20 protein-coding genes and 1 tRNA gene are annotated in these 22,102 nt (G+C 52.0%); 18 read left to right on the top strand and 3 right to left on the bottom strand.

The window, feature by feature from the left end; all coding sequences use genetic code 11:
• The first annotated feature begins 9 nt into the window (after positions 1-9).
• The 3 genes from flhC (at position 10) to LC093_RS05380 (ending at position 2,019) form a co-directional block, all read left to right on the top strand.
• A complete protein-coding gene (gene flhC, locus LC093_RS05390) occupies positions 10-573 on the top strand; it encodes a flagellar transcriptional regulator FlhC (protein ID WP_226663002.1) in 564 nt (187 codons plus the stop codon).
• A 354-nt stretch (positions 574-927) separates the two neighbouring features.
• Positions 928-1,257 carry a hypothetical protein gene (locus LC093_RS05385; RefSeq protein WP_226663000.1) on the top strand — a complete coding sequence of 110 codons (330 nt, stop codon included), beginning with the start codon at positions 928-930 and terminating at the stop codon, positions 1,255-1,257.
• 84 nt (positions 1,258-1,341) lie between these two features.
• A complete protein-coding gene (locus LC093_RS05380) occupies positions 1,342-2,019 on the top strand; it encodes a fimbria/pilus periplasmic chaperone (protein ID WP_226662999.1) in 678 nt (225 codons plus the stop codon).
• Positions 2,020-2,043: 24 nt separating this feature from the next.
• On the opposite strand, the gene LC093_RS05375 is transcribed toward LC093_RS05380, so the two are convergent.
• The 3 genes from LC093_RS05375 to LC093_RS05365 are packed head-to-tail and all read right to left on the bottom strand — an operon-like array spanning position 2,044 to position 6,227.
• A complete protein-coding gene (locus LC093_RS05375; protein WP_226662996.1) occupies positions 2,044-3,141 on the bottom strand; it encodes a hypothetical protein in 1,098 nt (365 codons plus the stop codon).
• On the bottom strand, positions 3,125-5,638 hold the full coding sequence (locus tag LC093_RS05370; protein ID WP_226662994.1) for a TcfC E-set like domain-containing protein: 2,514 nt from the start codon (positions 5,636-5,638) through the stop codon (positions 3,125-3,127). The genes LC093_RS05375 and LC093_RS05370 overlap by 17 nt, the downstream gene beginning before the upstream one ends.
• Positions 5,639-5,684: 46 nt before the next feature.
• Positions 5,685-6,227, bottom strand: a complete 543-nt coding sequence (locus LC093_RS05365; RefSeq protein ID WP_226662992.1) for a hypothetical protein — start codon at positions 6,225-6,227, stop codon at positions 5,685-5,687.
• Between the two features lie 325 nt (positions 6,228-6,552).
• Here LC093_RS05365 and gltX point away from each other — a divergent pair, with 325 nt between their 5' ends.
• The 15 genes from gltX to LC093_RS05290 all read left to right on the top strand — a co-directional run bounded on the left by gltX (position 6,553) and on the right by LC093_RS05290 (position 22,048).
• Positions 6,553-8,028 (top strand): glutamate--tRNA ligase, encoded by a 1,476-nt coding sequence (gene gltX, locus LC093_RS05360; RefSeq protein ID WP_226662991.1) that lies wholly within the window; start codon positions 6,553-6,555, stop codon positions 8,026-8,028.
• 365 nt (positions 8,029-8,393) lie between these two features.
• The gene (gene galU / locus LC093_RS05355; RefSeq protein ID WP_226662989.1) at positions 8,394-9,305 is read left to right on the top strand and encodes a UTP--glucose-1-phosphate uridylyltransferase GalU; all 912 of its coding nucleotides are present in this window, start codon (positions 8,394-8,396) and stop codon (positions 9,303-9,305) included.
• Positions 9,306-9,472: 167 nt separating this feature from the next.
• Positions 9,473-9,548: transfer RNA gene (locus tag LC093_RS05350), tRNA-Ala, on the top strand.
• A gap of 412 nt (positions 9,549-9,960) precedes the next feature.
• The gene (locus LC093_RS05345; protein ID WP_226662987.1) at positions 9,961-10,752 is read left to right on the top strand and encodes an ABC transporter permease; all 792 of its coding nucleotides are present in this window, start codon (positions 9,961-9,963) and stop codon (positions 10,750-10,752) included.
• A complete protein-coding gene (locus LC093_RS05340; protein WP_226662985.1) occupies positions 10,749-11,453 on the top strand; it encodes an ABC transporter ATP-binding protein in 705 nt (234 codons plus the stop codon). The genes LC093_RS05345 and LC093_RS05340 overlap by 4 nt, the downstream gene beginning before the upstream one ends.
• Before the next feature lie 24 nt (positions 11,454-11,477).
• Positions 11,478-12,695: a hypothetical protein gene (locus LC093_RS05335; protein ID WP_226662984.1), complete on the top strand. Its 1,218-nt coding sequence runs from the start codon at positions 11,478-11,480 to the stop codon at positions 12,693-12,695.
• A gap of 46 nt (positions 12,696-12,741) precedes the next feature.
• Positions 12,742-14,376, top strand: a complete 1,635-nt coding sequence (locus tag LC093_RS05330; protein WP_226662982.1) for a polysaccharide biosynthesis/export family protein — start codon at positions 12,742-12,744, stop codon at positions 14,374-14,376.
• 144 nt (positions 14,377-14,520) lie between these two features.
• Complete coding sequence (rfbA, locus tag LC093_RS05325; RefSeq protein ID WP_226662980.1) at positions 14,521-15,435, top strand: glucose-1-phosphate thymidylyltransferase RfbA; 915 nt, start codon at positions 14,521-14,523, stop codon at positions 15,433-15,435.
• 49 nt (positions 15,436-15,484) lie between these two features.
• The gene (gene rfbC, locus LC093_RS05320; protein ID WP_226662978.1) at positions 15,485-16,033 is read left to right on the top strand and encodes a dTDP-4-dehydrorhamnose 3,5-epimerase; all 549 of its coding nucleotides are present in this window, start codon (positions 15,485-15,487) and stop codon (positions 16,031-16,033) included.
• A 332-nt stretch (positions 16,034-16,365) separates the two neighbouring features.
• A complete protein-coding gene (gene rfbD, locus LC093_RS05315) occupies positions 16,366-17,226 on the top strand; it encodes a dTDP-4-dehydrorhamnose reductase (protein ID WP_226662976.1) in 861 nt (286 codons plus the stop codon).
• Between the two features lie 158 nt (positions 17,227-17,384).
• Complete coding sequence (gene rfbB / locus LC093_RS05310) at positions 17,385-18,449, top strand: dTDP-glucose 4,6-dehydratase (protein ID WP_226662974.1); 1,065 nt, start codon at positions 17,385-17,387, stop codon at positions 18,447-18,449.
• A 66-nt stretch (positions 18,450-18,515) separates the two neighbouring features.
• Entirely contained in the window at positions 18,516-19,829 is a 1,314-nt protein-coding gene (locus tag LC093_RS05305; RefSeq protein WP_226662972.1) for a GT99 family glycosyltransferase N-terminal domain-containing protein, read from the top strand.
• Complete coding sequence (locus LC093_RS05300) at positions 19,822-20,217, top strand: hypothetical protein (protein WP_226662969.1); 396 nt, start codon at positions 19,822-19,824, stop codon at positions 20,215-20,217. Before LC093_RS05305 ends, LC093_RS05300 begins: the two co-directional genes overlap by 8 nt.
• Positions 20,218-20,238: 21 nt before the next feature.
• Positions 20,239-21,366, top strand: a complete 1,128-nt coding sequence (locus LC093_RS05295) for a glycosyltransferase (RefSeq protein ID WP_226662968.1) — start codon at positions 20,239-20,241, stop codon at positions 21,364-21,366.
• A 34-nt stretch (positions 21,367-21,400) separates the two neighbouring features.
• Positions 21,401-22,048, top strand: coding sequence for a hypothetical protein (locus tag LC093_RS05290; RefSeq protein ID WP_226662966.1), 648 nt, complete (start codon positions 21,401-21,403; stop codon positions 22,046-22,048).
• Positions 22,049-22,102: the final 54 nt, after the last annotated feature.

Genomic DNA, 22,102 nt, shown 5'->3' with positions numbered 1-22,102 from the left:
GGCGCTGTTATGTCGGAGAAAAGTCTGCTCGATGAAATGCAGCAGGTAAAGCTGGCCATTGAGCTCATTGAGTTGAATGCGCGTCTGCAGGTGCTCGAATCTGAAACCGATCTCAGCCGTGGCCGTCTGATCCGCCTCTATAAAGAGGTGCGGGGGATGTCGCCGCCCAAGGGGATGCTGCCGTTTTCAACGGACTGGTTTACTACCTGGATGCCCAATATCCATGCCTCGCTGTTTTATGGCATTTACCTGCGTCTTACCGGGGAGCAGGGGTGCGAGCGTATGGAAGGTTTTATCAAAGCCTACCGCCTGTATATGGAGCTAACCGAAGAGGACAGCGAAGAGCCGGTTCTCGGGTTGACTCGAGCCTGGACACTGGTGCGATTCTTCGAGAGTGGCTTGTTCGAGCTTTCCGCGTGTACCAACTGTTCAGGCCATTTTGTGAATCACGCACATACTCCCAGCCAGAATTTTGTCTGCGGGATCTGCCAGCCACCATCCCGCGCGGGCAAGACACGTAAGCGGCGCGCTGCTCAGGCGCTCAGCGAGACGAAAGCCGCAGCTGCGGTCTGACCCTTATCGAGGGCATTCCGTACTATGGCGGAAATCGGCACCAGGGATTGGGCCGATTTCCGCCGCCATTTCCGTTTTTTTCCTCCCGGATCCCCACTGCTCTCGTAGGCACCGTTGGCAGTTCTGCCGTGTCTGTATTGCCTTGCTGGCGTATTTCTCGCGCTACTGGATCCCGCTCGTTACTAAAGTTCTGCACCCGGCAGCCGATAATTTCAGTAATAAAGAAATATCGGCCTTAAGCAGCCAGCCCAGGTAATCCGCAGACGTGCCCTGACTACACTGAAAAGTCATTGGAGCAACACAGTCGGGATCGGCAAGGCATGTGCTATGAATGCCGGGCTCGGGAAGCGCGCTATGAAATATGCGGGGATAAAGACGGTGACGGTGACGCTGGCGCTGTTGTTAGTCGTCCCTTTGCCGCCGGGTAAAACGGAAACGACGGCCCGGGCGTCTGCGCGGATCATGTTAAGCCTGCCAACGCGCGTCACACTTGCGCCGAATGCGTCAGGCAGCGATGACCTGTTGTGCCTGAACCATGTGCCAGCCTGGACGTATCATGTGTATGTTCGCGATGTCGATCAGCCCCCCAGCGCGGATTTGCGCTCAGTCGGAAAACCTGGGCAGCATTGCGTGTCCTTACCCTCATCCTCCGTGGGCAAATTAGTGTTTGTGGTCGCCGAGTAGCGGGTTCCGTAAAGGTAGCTAGGGCGTCATGGCGACGATAGAATGACGCTTTGTTGCTCACCTTTCGGACAGTTGCACGGTTTCATGCAAAAGATAGCTGCTTTTCTGTTGTGTCTGTTGGCCCAGCCGGTGCTGGCTGCCATGTCATTGGACAAGATCATTGTTCACCTCAACGACCAGCCAAATTCGCGGGAAGATATTCTCGTGTCAAACCCTGACCCGGAAACCCTGTACCTGCAAACCGAAATCTATCGGGTGGATAACCCGGGGATGCCGGATGAGAACCGGGTCAGGGTGGTGGATCCCAAGGAGTTCAAATTACTGGTCAGCCCGGCGCGCGCCGTGATTGGAGCGGGCGAGAAAAAACGCTTCCGGCTTATGTCGCTCGAACAAAACCTGCAGCAGGAAAAAGTCTATCGCGTGACTTTCAAACCGGTAGTTGGGGATGTCAAAACCGACCGTTCGGCACTGAAAGTCCTGGTTGCCTACCAGATCCTGGTCTTTGTGCAGCCGGAAGATGGACTGTACCGTATTGCCCTGGAACGCAGTGGCGGGGAGCTGCAGCTGGTAAATAAGGGCAATATCAACGTGGAGGTTGGTGACGTCCAGCACTGCCTTTCTGATGACAACTGTAAATCGTTGGCAACCAAGGGACGCCTCTATGCCGGAGCCAGCCTGCCGTTAAACGAAAAGCTTTCCGGAGGGTATCTACGCCTCCAGGTGCGGGGTCGCATTAGCGAAGAAGTGCGTCTCCCACTTTAGAAATCGGTGATGCCTGTTGCCTGCTTACTCGAGTTCCACGGTCAGTGTCAGAGTATCCAGGTAATTGGTATCGCGAGCCTGATCAATTTGTGATTGATCGACCCTGATCAGAATTTCCATATTCTCCTGGGTATTGCCCAGACACTGGCTATCCGTATGGCCGGGCCAGCCTGGCGAAGCCTGAGATTCCTGAAGTTGCTCACTGCGCCCACTGGGGAGGTGCGCCGCCTGTGCCGAGTACTGCAGCTGATCGCTGCCCTGCAGGATAAACTGTCCGTTACCGTTGGCGCTGTCGGCCGTGATACGAAACAGTGCTCCGCCACTGCTACTTACGCAAAACTGCGTACTGCCCGACGCACCCTCGCCCGGAGTGAATATGAGGGCAACATCTTCCACACCGCTGATATCAATGGTGGATTCTGTTCGCAGCTCGATAGTGAATGCAATATTTTCCAGGTAGGTATAGCGCACCGAGCCGTTGCACACGGAGTGCCAGCCGCTACCGGCATAGGTGCCGCATTGATAGATTGATAAAGTGAATGTCCCCGAGTAGACGCCCGGCTGGAGCTTGTCGTTGGGGTTGACCAGTTGCACAGACAGCGTGACCGGGACCTGCATGCCGTTGGCGCCGCCGGGAAACATCGAAGAAACCGAACCGTCACCCGTGGAGGCGGCAGGGACTTCCGTCTCCGGCGGGATCAAATGGCTTACGCCACCGCTGGAGAGCGTAAGGTTGATATTGGTGGTTTGGTTACCCTGCCCCCTGTCCCTGCGCAGAATAAAGCCTTCTTCTTTTTCATCGTATTCGCCGGAAATAAGCACGGTATAGGGCAGGGCAGTAGTACAGGTTTCTCCCCACTCGACGAAACAGCTGCGCACTGAAAAGGGGTATTCCCCCAGGTGTCCTGCGGTTTCGTTATGGGTGAAGGTGAGCGTATTGTTTTCCAGCCCACATACGCCGACAAACCGATTGCGGTCGTAGTTGTTTTCCTGTGTCAGCGGGATCGCAGTGCCGTTGCCGCAGGGATCCGTATTGGTACTCTGCGCGGCCGAGTATTCGGCCGTGACTGCCAGTAGAACAAAATGTAAAAACAGTAGGGCGCATTTAGCGGTTGGCGACATGAGCAGCCTCCTTCTCGCAAACTGCCCGGTCGAGATCAATTATCCCTAAATTCAACCAGTCATCTCCCGCTTCCTGCTCCGGGATCGGCACCCGGCATCCATTCCAAAGCACATCCGGTGCGCGCATCGTGCGCGGGTTGGCGAACATTTCCATCTGAAAAACGCCAAAGTCGTCGGTGGTGGCCGTGTATTCGCCGATGGATATTTTCTTGGCTACAACCGGGGCGCCGCCGCGAAAGAGGCGGCCGATAACCAGAATCAACGGGCGAATCGCGTAATCGACATCCGCGACATTACCGGGGTAGAGCGTTACCGATTCCTGGTTGTCCTGGTATTCGAAGAAGCCATCGCCCAGCGGTTTTACACTGATGTCATAGCTCTGGAATGCCGAGAGGTTTACCACTGAGCGTTCACCGCCTTTCGCGTAGCCGCGTCGCACACCGTCCACGAGGATCTCGAAGTCCTGGTCCGGGCTGCCGTCAATATTTACCAGCAGCGCACTGTCCAGCGCGCGCTCGCCGCCCCAGGCTGCCCCGGACTGATTGGCAATAATACTGGTGCTGAAGCTTCCCAGATAATTCAGGGATTTACTGGTACTGTTGCCGCGTGAAGTGTTGCGGTAATTCAGGCTTGAGGTGACTTGCCCGCGGTGTCCTGCGATGCGTGTGTTGCTGCTGAGCAAGTAGGCATCGGCACTGGCTTCGCCGGCGAAGTCCTGATTGACTTCAGCGACCCAGCGATCACCATCCCGCCAGCGCGACTGAAAGCCGAGGCGGGTATTCTGGTCGTCGCTGCGCCCAGAGTCTGTTCTTGCGTTTGTACTGTGGGTCCAGTTGCCGTCCTGGAAGCGGAACTGAACAGTAAGAGTGGATAGCTGCTCCCCATCCGCATCGTTGTGGGCGAGCAATACATCGCCCTGCCAATAGCGACTGCGGAACAGGTTCTTTCGAAACTGGAGGGTTTTCAGTCGCCGGGCGCCTGTCGTTGCCGTATCCAGATTGAATTCCTGAGAGTCGAAATAAATCGGAGCGCTTCTTTCCTGGTAGCGCAACGAAAGTTGTCCATTCCAGAGTGGTGCACTCAGCATGGCATTGCGTTGCAGGTAGCCCTGGTTCAGTAAAGAGTATTCCAGAGGCTCGGCGGTTTGGTCGTCCTCCAGAAAGGATTCGGAAGCACTCAAAGACATCCATGGCATTTGCAGGCTTCCGTAGACACGGTAGCCGTAGCGACCATCCTGCGTGGTCAGTGCACTGGGAGAAATTTCCAGGTGTTCACCAATCCAGCGCGCCCCAAGCTCGAAAATCTGCTCCGATTCGGTTGCCGCAAATCCGGTAAACAGACCGGTATTGTCCAGCAGTCGCCGCGCAAGTGCTCCCTGAATCAGATAGGTTTCTGAACTATCCGGAAGAACCCGGTCCTGGCTGAGTTGTGCCGGGGCGCCTGCTTGCAGGCTCCACTGCCACTCGTCTGGCGCGGGCAAAATGGCGTCTTTGGCAAAAAAATGGCTGTACTCGGTAATCAGGCGGCCGTTTTCATCCAGTGTCCGGATATCCAGGGTGTAGGCACCTCCGGGCAAGGTGCTGGTGTCGATGAGCTGATTGCCCGCCTCGATAAACTCACTGTGCACAAGCCGATCGTCTTTGCGCAATTCGACGCGGCCGCGCACCGGCATATTCACTTCCAGCTGTGCGCCCTGTTGATAAACACGGTCGGTGCGGCTGTTAAGGGAGGAGCGGTACTCTACACCGTAAAAATAGGGGCTGGAGCTGATGTTGTTGTACTGGTTTTGCGGTTGGATCAACCCGAGGGAGTAGGATTTACCCTGGTAGTCCCGCGTCCAGTGCAGCTGATACACCTGGCTACCAGACAGGTTATCCACAGCCCACTGACTGTGGAGGCCGCTCTCGCCGAAGCTCAGAATGCTTTGACCAAACAACGCATTATTCTGCAGGGACTGCCCCGTATCGTTGCGGACACCGGACCAGCTGCCAGTAAGGTTCTGGACAAAGGAGAGGCGACTGCTTGCCTCGGGCAGAAAAGGGTTTTTTATCGCCTCGGTCTGAGGAAGCAATGCTGGCGACAGGAAGACGTCAACGCGGAACCGGCTGTCGTCATAAATAATTCCCAATGTCTCCGGCAACAAAACTCCGCAGTTTGCCTGCTGCCGGGAGTAACAAACACGGTGTGCGTTTTTCTGCTGCGGCCGGGATAGCTGGGATAAAACGACTTCCGGATCGAGCGTTTGTGGCAGCATCTCCAGTACCCGGTCGGGATCGAGAAACTGCACAGATTCCGGTGTCACCACGACTTGCGCAGTGCCAATTGCGCGATTACCGAAATAGACGTCGGCAACCAGTTGCTGCGGAGCGGCCAGGTCGGCAAAGCCCTCAGGAATTGTGGTTTCCAGGGTAAATGCGGCCGTGGCCGCCGCATTGTTTGCCCAGCTGGAGAACATCAATGCCAGCGTGAGAATGCCCCGCGCAGTGGTCTGGTTCATGGTGATGGTCGCGAACGACCGCCAGGGGCGGTCGTTGTCCGCGGGCTTATTCCGCCGTGACTGTCACGGTCAGCGTGTCGCTGAATGTGGAAAGCGCATTTGCGTTTTCCCAGTCTGACTGCAGGACAGTGACCAGCAACTGGCGGTTTTCGCCGCTGGTGGCACAGGCGATATTGGCCACGCCGCGTTCGTTCCCGGTCAGTGCAACACCAGACTCCGCGGGGATATGGCTTACACTGCCGAGATCATTGGCAAAATCAACGTTGTAGTTGACGTAGCTCGGGGTAGTGCCGCTATCAGCCATTCTGAACTGCGTACCGCTGGCGTTGGCGCTGTCGAACTGAATGGAATAGGTTGAGTAGCCGTATCCGCCCACGCAAAAATCATCACTACCGGTGGCGTTGGCGCCCAGAAAGCTGCCGGCATCGATCGTGATGTCGTTCAAGCCTTCCAGCTCGATCAACTGGGGTAGAGTCAAGCTCACAGTGATATCGGTATCAGCAGACTGGGCTGAAGTCACCTGTGCATTTGCATTGATCGCGGCAATGGCGATAGAACCTGCAATCAGAAAACGAACCAATGGTTTCATCTATTTATCCCTAATCCTGAAAGTCATTCTTATATGGGGCACTGCATTCCGCGCCGTACCGTGTCGCCTATTCGAACAAGTTGGCGGTTTTTCCCCCACTTTGGGTTTTTCAGGCGCAATGATACTTATTTTGTGACGCGAGTCACGGATTATATTGGGGAGTCTGGTCGTTCACTTTTTGTGATTGTTTTTTAATCGTTTACGGACTGTAAACATCGCTCGGGCACCTTCCTGCTCACGGCCCTGTGCGCTAATGAATCCCGGCGATATAATGCCGCGCCTCAAAGTCAGCCAATTGACCCAAATCAACCCTGTCAGGCGAATCATGACCGTAAGAACCCGTATTGCTCCTTCTCCCACCGGCGATCCCCACGTAGGCACCGCCTACATTGCCCTGTTCAACCAGTGCTTCGCGCAGGCCCAGGGTGGCCAGTTTATTCTGCGTATTGAAGATACCGACCAGGTTCGCAGCACGCCGGAATCCGAGCAGGCGATCCTCGACAGCCTGCGCTGGCTGGGACTGGAATGGCAGGAAGGCCCGGACGTGGGCGGCCCACACGGCCCCTATCGCCAGAGTGAACGCGGCGACATCTATAAGAAGTACTGTGATGAGCTGGTCGAGAAAGGCCATGCCTTCCACTGCTACCGCACCGCAGACGAACTGGAGCACCTGCGCGCAGGCCTGCAGGAGGCCGGCCGCACCACGCTGAAGCCCAGTGATCTGGCACTGCCCGAAGAAGAAGTCGCCAAGCGCAAAGCCGCGGGCGAACCTTACGTGGTACGGATGAACGTACCGGAAAGCGGTACCTGCGTAGTGGACGACCTGCTGCGTGGCACCATCGAGATCGACTGGGCCCAGGTAGACGCCCAGGTACTGCTCAAATCTGACGGCATGCCCACTTACCACCTGGCCAACGTGGTAGATGACCACCTGATGGAAATCACCCACGTACTGCGCGGCGAGGAGTGGATCAACTCCGCGCCCAAGCACAAGCTGCTGTACGAATACTTCGGCTGGGAAATGCCGGTGCTGTGCCACCTGCCGCTGTTGCGCAACCCGGACAAGACCAAGCTGTCCAAGCGCAAGAACCCAACCTCCATCCTGTACTACCAGCGCGCCGGCTTTATGCCAGAAGCCCTGTTGAACTACCTCGGCCGTATGGGCTGGTCCATGCCGGATGAGAGCGAGAAGTTCACCCTGGATGAAATGCTCAAGCATTTCGATATCCAGCGTGTCTCCCTGGGCGGCCCGGTATTCGATGTGGAGAAGTTGAGCTGGCTCAACGGCCTGTGGATCCGTGAGCTGGAAGACGCGGCCCTGGCGGAGCGCCTGCAAAACTGGCTGCTCAACCGCGAAAACCTGATGAAGGTACTGCCCCATGCCAAGGGCCGTATGGAAACCTTCGGCGACTTCGCACCGCTGGTGAGCTTCCTCGCCGCTGGCAAATTGCCCCTGACTGAAGCCAGCTTCGCCGACAACAAGCTGGAACTGGACGATCAGAAGAAAGTCCTACAGTTCACCCTGTGGCGCCTGGAGGCCCTGCGTACCTGGAGCAAAGACGAGATCTTCGCGGCAGTGAAGGCCCTGTCGACCGCGATGGAACTCAAACTCAAGGACTTCAACGCGCCGCTGTTCGTGGCGATCAGCGGAACCACCGCGTCCTTCTCGGTCATGGACGCCATGGACCTGCTGGGCGCCGACCTGAGCCGCGCGCGCCTGCGCCAGGCGATTGACGTACTGGGTGGGGCCGGTAAAAAGGTACTGAAGCGCTGGGAAAAGGAATACGCCTCTCTGGCTTAGTGGGCTCCCGTCATCCCGGACGTGATCCGGGATCCAGTATAGGAAAGGGCCAGCAGAAACCTGTCATCCGGGACTTGATCTGGGATCCAGCATAGGCAAGGGCCAGCACAAACCTGTCATCCCGGACTTGATCCGGGATCCAGCCTCAGGATCCAGCTACAGGGCCTCACCAATGCCACCTGTATTCGGAGGTGGCATTTTTTTTGCCTGTAATTTAATTGTGATAAATACGCTAGGAATGGCTAGAAATTGGTGGGGTTGTCTACTTTTTGTCTCGTGTGACATCTGTCACATTTCAAGGGTAGAATGCTGAAAAAATCAGGATTAATGGATTAACCAAGAAGTTTTAAATAAAAGGAAAAAGCATGACCGAAGTGAAAAAAGCAGTCATTCCTGTTGCGGGTTTGGGGACCAGAATGTTGCCGGCAACCAAGGCCATCCCCAAAGAGATGCTGCCCATTGTCGACAAGCCGTTGATCCAGTATGTGGTTAATGAAGCCGTTGCTGCGGGTATCAAAGAAATCGTGCTGGTCACCCACGCCAGTAAAAACGCGATCGAAAACCACTTCGATACCTCCTTTGAGCTCGAAGCTCAGCTGGAAAACCGTTTGAAGCGCCAGCTGCTGGATGAAGTCCGCTCCATCGTACCCAAAGATGTGACCGTTATTTCCGTCCGCCAGGCCGAAGCCAAAGGTCTCGGTCATGCAATTTCCTGTGCCCGCCCGGTAGTGGGTGACAATCCGTTTGCCGTTTTGCTGCCAGACGTGCTGATAGACCAGTACACCGCGGACCTTAAGACCACCAACCTCGCTGCCATGGTGCGCAACTTCGAGCAGACCAAGGCGAGCCAGATCATGGTGGAGTCTGTCGCCTGGGAAGAGGTCAACAAATACGGCGTGGTTGATTGCCTGGGCGCAGACCTGCACGTAGGCGGCGTGGCGAAGATCGACGGTATGGTCGAGAAGCCCAGCGTCGATGCGGCCCCCTCCAACATGGCGGTCGTTGGGCGCTATGTATTACCCGCCGAAATCTGGGACCTGCTGGAAAAAACCCAGCCGGGCGCCGGCGGTGAAATCCAGCTGACCGATGCGATCGACGAACTTCTCAAAGTTCAGACCGTAGATGCCTATCGTATTGTCGGCCACAGTCACGACTGTGGTAACAAGCTGGGTTATATGAAAGCCCAGTTCGCGTATGGCCTGCAGCACGCAGAAGTTGGCGCGGGTTTGCGTGAATTCCTGCAAGCCCAGAAGCAAGAAGAAGTTGCTCCCGCGTAAGTGGGAGTCGGGGAGGTGGACGCAAGGTTCAGACGGCTGACCATGCGTTCACAAGTTTTGCTAACTATTTGATTAAAAAGTTGTTTTTTCTTGTTGACACCCCCGGAAGCGCTGTTAAAATGCGCCTCGCTTTCGGGGGAAACGCAAACACGAAAGCAACCCAATTTGGGGCTATAGCTCAGCTGGGAGAGCGCAACACTGGCAGTGTTGAGGTCAGCGGTTCGATCCCGCTTAGCTCCACCAAATACGAAAAAGGCCGCACTCGAATGAGTGCGGCCTTTTTCGTATTTGGCAGAACTGCCCGTGAGTGAGGCTTAGCTCTCGGTTCACAAGGTGCCGCGCGAAGCGCTCGTACTAAAGTTGCCTGTAGTTCGTTCGATGAGTGTGGGCAGCGGGAGTTCTTCAGGAACTCTCCGGCAAGCCTCGTGTCTTTGTAGTCACAAATTTCTTTGCTCACTAGCTCTTTGTGGTCGATTTTGAGGTGAATTGGCTGCTTAGTTCTAGTAGTATTTCTCGCTTGCTTTCAGGGATGCACTTCACATTTTTAAGATGTGGTAGTGGGGGAAGGGATTTGGAATAGCAGTATTCCCGGGAATGGGGTGGCGCCTTTGGGGTGAAGGCGACCAAGTAATAAAAATCCGAAATACCAAAAACAATGCATCCAACAATTCAGCGCAGTCCCTGGCGGATTCAGCGCGATGTTATACACGCTTTATTGATCCGCGAGATGAAGACCCGCTTCGGCAAGTGGCGTCTCGGCTACGCGTGGGTGTTGTTGGAGCCTGCTATGCATATCATGGTGTTGGCAACAATCTTCAGCTTGTTGGGGCGGGAGTTCTACCCAGGCATTCCTACATTGCTTTTTATGCTGGGTGGGATAGCGCCTTTTATCTTCTTTAGCAGCAGTTTCGGCAAAGGTGTTGCCGCCGTAGAGTCCAACCGCGGCTTGTTCAATTACCGTCAGCTGCGCCCCTTTGATGCCGTCCTCTCTCGCGTACTTCTAGAGTTTGCCATCTACGTGTTTAGCCTGGTTACACTGTTGGGCATTCTCGCGTGGTTTGGGGTGGTGGCAGAGTTTAATGATTTCCTGCTGCTGGTTGTCGTAAACCTCCTATTTTTCGGCTTCTGTTTTGGAGTCAGTCTCACCATGTGTGTGGTGGGCACTAAATTTCCTGAAGCTTCTAAATTTGCCCCAATGATCGTGCGGCCGCTGTATTTTATTTCTGGGGTATTTTTCTCCCTGGAGCAGGTGCCACAGGAGTATCACGGCTATCTATCCTGGAACCCCTTGCTGCACATGATCGAGCTGACTCGTGAGGGGCTGTTTGCCAGTTACCACGGTATGTTCGCGAATTTACCCTACTTGGCGACGAGCTCGTTGGCTATGTTGGCCTTTGGCTTGCTTGTATATCGCAGTCAGTGGCGAGATCTGGTGCGCAGCCAATGATCGAGTTGCGCAACCTCACCAAGTCATTCCGCACGCCGGCTGGCCGCAAGGTGCTCTTCCGGGATGTGAACGCAATTTTCCCTGAAGGGAAAAATATCGGCATTCTCGGTCGCAACGGTGCGGGTAAGTCGACCCTTCTGAAGCTTATGGGCGGTATCGACTACCCGGACTCCGGAGCCGTGATCACTGATCAGCGTATTTCCTGGCCCATGGGGCTTTCTGGTGGCTTCCAGGGCAGTATGACCGGGCGCGAAAATGCCGCCTTTATCTGTGGTATTCACGGGATTTGGGGGGCGGAAAAACGCAAGGTTTTGGACCGAGTACAGGAGTTTGCCGAAATTGGTAGCTACTTCGATGCGCCGGTAAAAACCTATTCGTCTGGTATGCGCTCACGTCTCGCCTTCGGTTTGAGTATTTCGGTAGATTTTGACTATTACCTCGTGGATGAGGTGATGTCCGTGGGCGATGCGCACTTCAAACACAAGTGCGAGCAGGTAATTGCCGAGAAGCGGAAAACCTCAAACTTCATCATAGTGGCGCATAGTATGGCTACCCTGAAGAAGAATTGTGATGTGGGTATATATCTTGGCCCCTCAGGCCTGCAGATTTTCGATACGGTTCAGGAAGCGATAGACCTGTACCAGGCCGGGGTGCCAAAACCTGCCCAAGGCACTCCCGCGCAACCTGCCAGTAAAGTATAAACAGGCGCATAAAAAGAAAGCATTATGGAAGTAGTAAAAGAATCCTCGCCTGCCGAGACTAGTGTAACGGGGCAGAAGAAGGCTGCAAAAACTGCGCGCAGTATTCTCAACAAGCTTTCTGCGGCAAGTGTTGGTGCTAGCCCGGTCAAAGCCAAGCGTTGGGGTGCCCCTGCGTTGTTTGTTTTTTTGCCGCTGTTGCTGGTAAGTGCTTATTACCTGTTCTGGGTGTCAGAGCGGTACGTGAGTGCTACCCAGGTGATCGTTAAAGACAGCGGAAGTAGCCAGGGGATGTCATCCAGTCTCGGTTTTCTGGTGCCGGGTATGGGGTCAGACAATCAGGATGCTTTTCTGGTAGTGAACTACATCCAGTCACTGGATATGGCGCTGTACCTGGATCAGGAGTTGGGGTTGGCTGATTACTTTAAAAGTGATCGGTATGACATGTTTTCCCGTCTCGCTGCTGATGCTTCGCAAGAGGACTATCTGGAATATTACCGGAACCATATCGCCGTAGATCACGATGAGGTCACTGGCATTATCAGCATCGAGATGCAAGCCTTTGAACCGAGCTTTGCCCAGCAGCTGGTAAATACGGTTATTCGCAAGTCAGAAGAGTTTGTAAATGCGATCAGCAACCAGCTTGCCGATAAGCAGGTAGCATTCGTGCGCGGTGAGCTGGAGCTGGCTCAGACCAAGCTGCGGACAAGTAAGCAGCAGATTCTCGATTTCCAGAACCGCAATAACATTATCAGTCCGGAAGAGTTGACCGCGGGGATCAGTGCCATTATCCAAGGGCTGGAGGCTAAGCTCGCCGAGTTGCGGGCCAAGCGCACCGCGGCGAAAACTTACCTCCATGCAAGCTCTCCTCAAGTGGTGTCGCTGCAGGCAGAGATTGATTCTCTCCAGCAGCAGATCGAAGCGGAAAAGGTGCGTCTCGTAGGTGTGTCAAAAGAGGACGGTGAGGAGCGCCTGAATAGTCTCAATGCACACTTTCAGAATCTGCAGTTGGAGCTTCAGTTCGCTATGGATGCCTATCAAGCCTCGCTGAAAGCCCTGGAAACTGCGCGTATGGAGGCTTCTGGCAAGCTCAAGCACCTGATGGTGGTTAGTCAACCATCCATTGCCGAAGATGCTGAATATCCGCACAAGTTATATAACCTCGCGAGCCTAGCCATTGTCCTGCTGCTGATTTATGGCATTGCCAAAATGCTGGTCGCCAGTATCCGCGATCACCGTGTATAGATTGCAGTTTAGAAAAAATAAAACGTTCCTGAAGTCGATAAGTGTTATGGCAAAAAAGTCTTCTATAGATAGCTGGGTTTTCGGTGTGCTGCTGGCGGTTGGTCTTTCAGCCAATGCTTTTGCGCTGGATACACAGCAGCTTGAGAAAGAGCGGGCAAAGGTAGCGCCAGGCGATCAGCTACCTGCATTTGGTGCTTCTTTGTTCAAGGGGGCGTTCAAGGATCAGCCATTCCGTGGGTTTAATGGCGGCTACCGCGTAACGGTGGGGGATCAGATTGCCCTACAACTGTGGGGAGCATACAGTTTCAATGCAGTGCTCACTGTGGATGCCCAGGGTAATATTTTTATCCCTGAAGTGGGGCCAGTACACGTAGCTGGTGTAGAAAATGGTGAGTTGAACAGCTTTGTGCTGCGTCATGTTAAGCGTGTATTCAAGAATAATGTACAGGCTTATGCCAACCTGGAGGCCAGTCAACCGGTAAAAGTATTTGTAACGGGTTATGTAGAAAGCCCGGGGTTGTACCCAGGGTTTTCTTCTGATTCCGTGCTCTATTACCTGGATAGTGCCGGTGGCATAAGTCGGGAAAGTGGGAGCTTTATCGATATCAAGGTATTGCGCCAGGGCAAAGAAGTGCAGCGCGTCAACCTGTACAGCTTCCTGGTTGAAGGCCAGATGCCCGCTTTGCAGCTGCGCAATGGCGATTCTATCGTTGTCGGCCCGCGGCAGGGGTACATCAGTGTCGAAGGTGCGGTGCAGGAATCCGGCCAGATTGAATTTGTTGGCCCATCCACAAGTTTGAGTGAGATGTTGTTGGTGGCCAAGCCACACCCGCAGGCCAACTATGCACGTATTACGCAGGTGATCAATGGTGTGCAGCAGGCTAGCTACTTGCCACTGGCTGAGGCGATGGCTGCACCATTGTATCCAGGTGCCCATGTAGAGCTGGTGAGTGATAGCGAAATCAGCAGTATTTCCGTGCGCGTGAACGGCGAGGTTGAAGGGCCAGCAGCGTATGTACTGCCCTACGGTGCAACCCTGCAGGATCTGTTGGACAAACTCCGCTACCGGGATAACGCCAATCCTTTTGCTGTCCAGCTGTATCGCAAGAGCGTAGCGAAAAAGCAAAAGGTAGCGCTTGAGCGCTCACTGGATGCGCTGGAAATGGAGGCGCTTACTCGCCAGCCTACGACCACCGCCGATAGTGCATCGCTCAAAGACACCGCCTCCATGATTCAGAATTTTATCTCCAAGGCGCGTAGAGCCCAGCCGCGGGGGCAGGTAGTACTGGCGAATAATGCCAATGCTGGCGATATGTTGCTGGAGGATGGGGATGAGTTGCTGGTACCGCTGCGGGCCTCCACTGTATCCATTGTGGGCGAGGTGGTGTTCCCCACTTCGCTGGTATTCAGTGAGCGGAATACACTGGAAGACTATATAGAGCTCGCCGGTGGTTTCTCGAATAATGCCAATACTGATGAACTGGTCGTGCTGCACCTGGACGGTACGATCAGCCGTATCAAAGAAAGCAAATTTGATAATCGTCTCAAAGGGGTACTGCGTCCCGGTGATGAGATCATGGTGATGCCAAAAATTCAGGCTAGTGAGCTGCAGGTCACCAAAGACGTAACGGAAATCCTTTACCGTATTGCGGTAGGGACTGCGGCAGTACTTTCGTTTTAAGTTAAGGATTCGGGGTGGTTTGGAGAGGGCGAGCCACCCAAAATTGATATTGTGTAGCGGGGAATGATCCAAGGGTATTATTTGGCCCCAATTTTGCTGCACGATATCGGGCCAACTATAAATAAATTGTATTTGGAGAAATGAATGAAAACAGGGAATACGTCACGAAAAGGAATTATTTTGGCCGGCGGTTCAGGAACGCGCCTTTATCCGCTCACCAAGGGTGTGAGTAAGCAGCTGATGGCTGTGTACGACAAACCCATGATTTACTACCCCCTTACCACCCTGATGATGGCGGGTATCCGCGATATTCTGATCATCACCACACCGGAAGAGCAGTCTCTGTTCCAGAAATTGCTGGAAGATGGTAGCCAGTGGGGGATCAATATCACTTATGCCGTTCAGCCCTCTCCGGATGGCCTGGCGCAGGCGTTCCTCATAGGCCGCGAACACGTGGGTAATAACCCCAGCGCCCTGGTGCTGGGTGACAATATTTACTACGCAGAGCGCTTCAGTGACGTACTGAAGAGTGCCGACCAGCGCACTGAAGGCGCTACGGTATTCGGTTACCACGTGGCGGATCCGCGCGCTTATGGCGTTGCCGAGTTTGATAGCGCCGGCAAGGTGATTAGTCTGGAAGAAAAACCGGCCGAGCCAAAATCCAATTACGCCGTTACCGGTCTGTACTTTTACGACAACCAGGTATGTGACCTCGCGCAAGAGATTAAACCCAGCCCCCGTGGCGAGCTGGAAATCACAGACCTCAATAGTATGTATCTGGAACAAGGCAGCTTGCATGTAGAACTGATGGGCCGCGGCTCGGCCTGGCTGGATACCGGTACTCACGACAACCTGCTGGAAGCCGCACACTTCGTGCAAACCATCGAGCGCCGCCAGGGTCTGAAAGTCGCCTGCCCGGAAGAGGTCGCTTTCCGTAAGGGGTTCATTGATGCAGAAATGCTGGAAAAACAGGCTCAACCGCTGATTAAGAGCGGCTACGGCGAATATCTGATGCAAATACTCGCCGAATCCAAAACCGACCACGTCTTCTCCCGCTAACCAGGCCCTAACGATCGATGTAGGAGCCTGCTAGCAGGCGAACAGAATCATGAAAGTAATAGAAACCAGAATCCCCGATGTAAAAATCATCGAGCCCAAAGTCTTCGGCGACGAACGCGGCTTCTTCCTGGAAACCTTCCGCCAGGATTTCTTCAACCGCGAATGCGCCGAACGCACCTTCGTGCAAGACAATCATAGCAAGTCCAGCCAGGGCATCCTCCGCGGCTTGCACTACCAGACCCAAAGCACCCAGGGCAAACTGGTACGCGTAACCGCGGGCGAAGTGTTCGACGTAGCCGTAGACCTCCGCAAAAGCTCCCCCACCTTCGGTCAATGGGTAGGCGTACTGCTGAATGAAGACAACAAACGCCAACTCTGGGTACCCGAAGGCTTCGCCCACGGCTTCTACGTCACCAGCGAATCCGCTGAGTTCGTTTACAAGTGCACCGATTACTACGCACCGGAGCACGAACACTCCCTACGCTGGGACGACCCGGAAATCGGTATCGAATGGCCCCTGGTAAACGGAGAACAACCAAAACTCTCCGCCAAAGACGCCGAAGGCAAACTCCTAACGGAAGCAGTAACCTTCGACTAAACCACAGCCACAGTAGGAGCCTGCTTGCAGGCGAACCCGGAGCGCCGAGCCCCGAGATCCCAGACTAGATCCGGAATCCAGGGCACCAAATTCCGTCATCCCGGACCTGATCCGGGATCCAGCGCACCGAATTTCGTCATCCCGGACCTGATCCGGGATCCAGTGCACCGAATTCCGTCATCCCGGACCTGATCCGGGATCCAGTGCACCGAATTTCGTCATCCCGGACCTGATCCGGGATCCAGTGCACCGAATTTCGTCATCCCGGACTTGATCCGGGATCCATAAAAAAGTTTAGCCATTCCGACATAAACCGGAATCCAAAAAAAATTATGAAAGTCTTAGTAACCGGAAAAAACGGCCAGCTGGGCCAGCAACTGCAAAAGCAGGCACCTGCCGATATCACACTTATCGCCCATGGCCGCGATACCTTGAATATCGCAGATAAAGATCAGGTATTCGCAGTTCTCAAAGAAACTCAGCCGGTTATAGTTATTAACGCTGCTGCCTACACTGCTGTAGACAAAGCTGAATCGGATGTCGACCAAGCCCACGCAATCAACGCCCGCGGCGCGGAAAACCTGGCCTTGGCGTGCCATGAACTCGGAATTCGCCTGATCCACGTCTCGACTGACTTCGTGTTCGACGGTAAACAATCCAGCCCGTACCTTCCATCGGATCTACGCAAGCCGCTGGGTGTGTACGGTGAAAGCAAGGCGCGGGGCGAAGAAGCCATTGAGGCGATTCTGCCGGAAGCCATTATCGTCCGTACCGCTTGGGTATACGATCGACAAGGCGGCAATTTCGTAAACACCATGCTGCGCCTGATGAACGAGCGCGATCAACTTGGCGTAGTTGCTGACCAGATCGGCACACCCACCTGGGCAGGTACCTTGGCGCAGGGCATTTTCGCCCTGGCGAAAAATCCCTCAGCCAAAGGTATCTATCACTGCACCGACGCCGGTGCCGCCAGCTGGTATGACTTTGCCGTAGCCATTTTTGAGGAAGGTAAAGCGGCAGGCCTTATAGCGGAAGAAAAGTCTGTAAAGGTAAACCCAATCGCCACTAGCGATTACCCAACGCCGGCCTCCCGCCCGGCCTACAGCGTGTTGGACAAAACACGCCTAGTCGAAGACTCCGGAATAGCGCTAAATCACTGGCGCGAGGTACTCCGTAACGTACTAGCGACCTGATCCGCGTTTCCCCGCGCTCCGTCATTCCAGACTTGATCCGGAATCCAGAAATTCAGAGCGCCGATACCCGGGCCTAACCCAGATTCTAGTATCAAACCAATTACCAAAGCATCGTCATTCCGGCGGAAGCCGGAATCCAGACCAACGGAACTGAAAAAATGAGCAATCTACTGGTAACCGGCGGAGCCGGCTTCATCGGCGCAAACTTTGTCCACTATTGGATGAACACTTACCCGCAAGACAAAGTGGTCGTGCTCGACGCGCTGACCTATGCCGGTAACAAAGCAAACCTTGATCCTGTTGCGGGCAATGCCAACTTTGTGTTCTGCCACGGAAATATTTGCGATACAGACTTAGTAGAAACTCTGCTCAAAGAACACTGTATCGATACGCTGGTACATTTCGCCGCAGAGAGCCATGTAGACCGCTCCATCACCGGGCCGGACGCTTTCATCGAAACCAATATTATCGGTACTCACAGCCTGCTCAAGGCGGCAAAGAAAATCTGGTTAGATGAGGGCGTGAACAAAGAGAACCACCGTTTCCATCATGTATCTACGGATGAGGTGTATGGCACCCTGGGCCCGAACGATCCAGCCTTCAGCGAAACCACACCATACGCCCCCAACAGCCCGTACTCCGCGAGTAAGGCAGCATCTGACCACCTGGTGCGCGCCTACCACCACACCTACGACCTGAATGTCACTACCAGCAACTGCTCCAATAACTACGGGCCCTACCACTTCCCTGAGAAGCTGATTCCACTGGTAATCACTAATATTCTTCATGACAAACCGCTGCCAATTTACGGTGACGGCCAACAGATCCGCGATTGGTTGTATGTGGAAGACCACGCACGGGGAATTGATCTAGTTATCAAAAAAGGACGCCTCGGCGAGTGTTACAACATCGGGGGGATCAACGAGTGGGCGAATATCGACATTGTTAAACTGATCTGCAGCCTGATGGATAAAGCCTTCGCAGAGAATCCTGAACTGGCGGAGCGCTTCCCTAAGGCGGGTAAGGTTCGGGAAGGTAAATCTGTGGATTTAATCACTTATGTGACTGATCGCGCGGGCCATGATCGGCGTTACGCGATTGACCCTGAAAAGTCGAGAATAGAACTTGATTACGCGCCGAGCTTTACTTTCTCTCAAGGAATTGAGAAGACGGTCGATTGGTACTTAAATAATGAAAGCTGGTGGACCAATATTCCTGCCTGATCACAACATTATGTATTGATTGTTTAAGCTATTGCCAAGTAAGTAAATGTAGAAGTCGGCACAAAAATGAATGTATTGTTTTACGCAGAACCTTTACCCATTAGAAACAGCTTTCATCAGCATTCAGCTGTAGCGTTGAAGTTTGCTGACATTATTTCAAGTAACCTAGCTTATCTCCTGGAAAATGAAATCAGGGTTAAGATAGTTGCAAACCAGCACGTACATAATGAGCTTTTGGAGAAAAGGCCTGAGGTGAGGCCTTTTCTTCATATTCTCGATCCTGAAGTTGATTCCAAAATTGAAGATATGCTGGTTGACTGGAGAACCAAGGGAATTGGGGCTTGGAAGGATCTGATGTGTGGAGATGGGGAAATCTCCATTTATACAGATGAAATCCTTAATGAAATCAAAACTAAAAGCTTTGATTTCGATGTGCTGATTTGCTGGGGGCAAAATGGTGCCCTGGAAAGATTCTGTGAAAATCACGGAGTACTTTTGCTGCATATGGAGTTGGGAAGCATACGTAATCCATTTCCAGAATATTTAATTTTAGATCCCCGCGGAGTCAATGGTAAAGCTTCCCCGCTCAATCTTTCCATTGAGGAAATTGAGGAATTTTCCGAAACACTAGAACCGCATTTTGCACGGCTTTTACTGACTATTGACGCTCAGAATCAAGCAGACTCCAGAACGGCATTTGATGCTGGTAAAAGAGTGTTCAAAAAAGGCGATTTTTTTCAAAATGAAAAGGTAGCCTTACTTCCTCTCCAGCTCTTTGATGACGCAAATATATTGTTGTATTCGCCATTTGAAACACCGCTCGATTTTTTGAAGAAGACGGCTCATCTATTGGTGGAGCAAGGATATCATGTGGTAGTTAAAACACATCCAGCAGCCAAGGGGCGGCCGGTAAATTATCTACATCAAAAAGAGTGTGTGGAATACGCTAAAAGTCTGCCAAACGTCTCTATATTAGACGAAAGTGTTTCAGCACTAGAAAATTTAGAGCTTATCAACTCCGTAGATTTGGTCGTTACTATAAATAGTTCCTTAGGGTTTGAAAGCCTGCTATTTGGTAAGGTGGTTTGTGTTCTTGGGGACGCGATGTATAAAGTGAAGGGGGTCTTCCCGACACTTGAGGACGTTTTTTCCAAGAGTTTTGATGTTGCTGCATACCAGAAAAAAGCTGAAAGCTTGATTGGCTTTATATTGCGTAACTACTTCCTTAGCCCTGGGCTTGTGAATTCCCCAAAATTTTTCCAGAGAATTGAACTCTTAAAATTAAGATCAGCTAAATCTTTGCGTGGAAAAGAATTTGCTGAGCTTTCCGATCTGGGACTAAATAATGACTTTTTAGGCGGAGTTGCGTTAGATGGTTGAATTCATCAATAAGATGATTACTCGTCAGAGCTTTGAGCGATTTGTTTCTGTATTTCTAGGTAAAGAGTTAACCTCCGGAGGGGGTTTAACTAAGCACCATATTGATGCTCTAGAGATCAATGAAGATATTTTGCAGGTTAGGGGGTGGGCGTTTAATTTAGGCAAAAAATTTTCCCCGGATTTGATCTATTTTCGCGCTGGAGAAAATTACATGATTTCATCTTGTGCTTTGAAAAGGCCAGATGTAAAACGTGTATTTGATTTGAATTCTGAAATGGTTGGATTCCACTTGAAAATAAAATCCAGTGACGTTGAAAAAAGCGAATTGAAGATCGGTTTTGTTAGTGAAAATTCCATGTCGGAATTTCTCTTAATGAAAGAAGTTTAAGCCGTAGAGGGGAGAGGTTTTGTGAAGGTATTATTTGTAACAAATACGTCAAGGACAAGTAGACCCTACTTTGATCCATCGGTTCGGTATCGTTGTTTCAACTTCGCGTTTTCACTCGAGCGTATATACGGTTGGAAGACGTGCGTCATCTCTCAGCACGAGCTGAAAAATGAGTTCCTTGATAATTTTGATGCCTTTGTTTTTCATCGACCGAGTTTTTCAGAAAAGCTTATTGAGTTTGTTACCAAGGCAAAAGAGAAGAAAAAATATCTGTCTGCTGACTATGATGACCTGATTTTCGATGTTAGTAGCGCGCTGAAGAGTTCAATTTATAAGAATGGAAGAGCGGGTGCGCGCGAAGTTTGTGAGATCTTCGATAGAAATGCGTCGGCGCTCACTTTATTTGAAAAGGCTACCGTGTCAACCGAGCCTCTCGCTGAAAAGATGAAAGAGGCTTTTCCAGAAGTCGATGTGCGAGTTGTTCACAATGGATTAAGTTCTGATTACATAGACTTTGCTCGAATTATTTGCGCTAAGAAAGGTGTGAAAAAATATACGGTCGGCTATTTTTCCGGCACAAAGAGCCATGATAAAGATTTTAAAATGGTGGAAGAGGCCCTGTTAAAGCTTCTTAGCTCTAATAGAGAGTTTTCTCTATTACTAATGGGCCCGCTTGAAGTTAGTGATAGATTAATGAATACCGGACAGGTGATTCATCTTCCCCTGCAAAGTTACTATAAAATGGCATCGTATGTTTCTCAGTGTAGTGCGATTATCGCTCCTCTTGAGGATTCAGTGTTTAATTCATGTAAGAGTGGGTTAAAGTTTTTCGAAAGTGCAATTTTTAATACGAAGGTCTTTGCGTCGCCAATACCGGATATTGCTCGATTCGATAGTGACTTATTGAGTAAATGTACTTTGCCTGAAGATTGGGAAAAGTCACTTCTTGATTTTGCTGCTAGTGTAGCGATCGACAATAGAACAATACTGAGAGAGGATGTTTTGCAGTCAGCCAATCTTGATTCAGAGTGCAGCAAGCTGCGAGCTATGATGATCTCAAGCAGGCGTCATCCCTCAATTAACTTAGGTGTGCGAAATGTCGCTTCTATTTCTAAGTTTAGAAGACTCGGCCAAAGATTAGGCTTTTGATTTCTGCTAGTGAAAAAATATAAAGGTATTTAAGTTGGATACGAACAATTTTGAAAATGATGGGATCTATGTCCGCCATGCTGCAACTGAAGTAGATTATTCGGGCGGAGCAACGATTGTAGTTTTAGGGCCTGGAAGGTCTGGTACGTCATTGGTGGCAAACGCCTTAGAAGCTGCGGGTGTTTATATGGGAGTTCATGATAGTCCCACCGCTGAAGACGTTAAGTTTGCAGGGGCTATGGAAAACGGTCGTGAGAAGGAGCTAGATGGCATCATAGCGGAGCGAAATCTAAGTCATCGGCTTTGGGGATGGAAGCGACCGTCAACTATAAACCATATTGAAAAATTTAATGGTCGCCTCAGAGCTCCATTATATATTTGTCTGTTTAGAGACGTTATGGCAATTTCCAAGAGGAATGAAATCTCCATTGGTAGGGAATGTGTGACTTCTTTAAGGTCTGCCACAAGATCATACCTAAGATTGATCGATTTTATTGAGTCAAACGAGGGGAATTGTGTGTTGGCGTCCTTTGAAAAAGTTAATAAAGACATAAATCTGCTACTTGCAGCAGTGGGTGCTCAGATTGGTCGTGATTTGACACTAAATGAAAAGCAGCTGTCGGCGGTATATGGAAAGAAAGGCGACTATCTTAAGAGAAGTCAGTTGTCTTCCATAAAGTAAGCTGATAATAGGTCTTAACGGACGTTTAGGCGTTGTTTAGGGCACTGTGGGAGA

This window comes from Microbulbifer aggregans (assembly GCF_020524005.1).
Taxonomy (GTDB): domain Bacteria; phylum Pseudomonadota; class Gammaproteobacteria; order Pseudomonadales; family Cellvibrionaceae; genus Microbulbifer; species Microbulbifer aggregans_A.
Note: the sequence above shows the minus strand (reverse complement) of the source record. Positions and strands in the feature narration are given on the sequence as shown.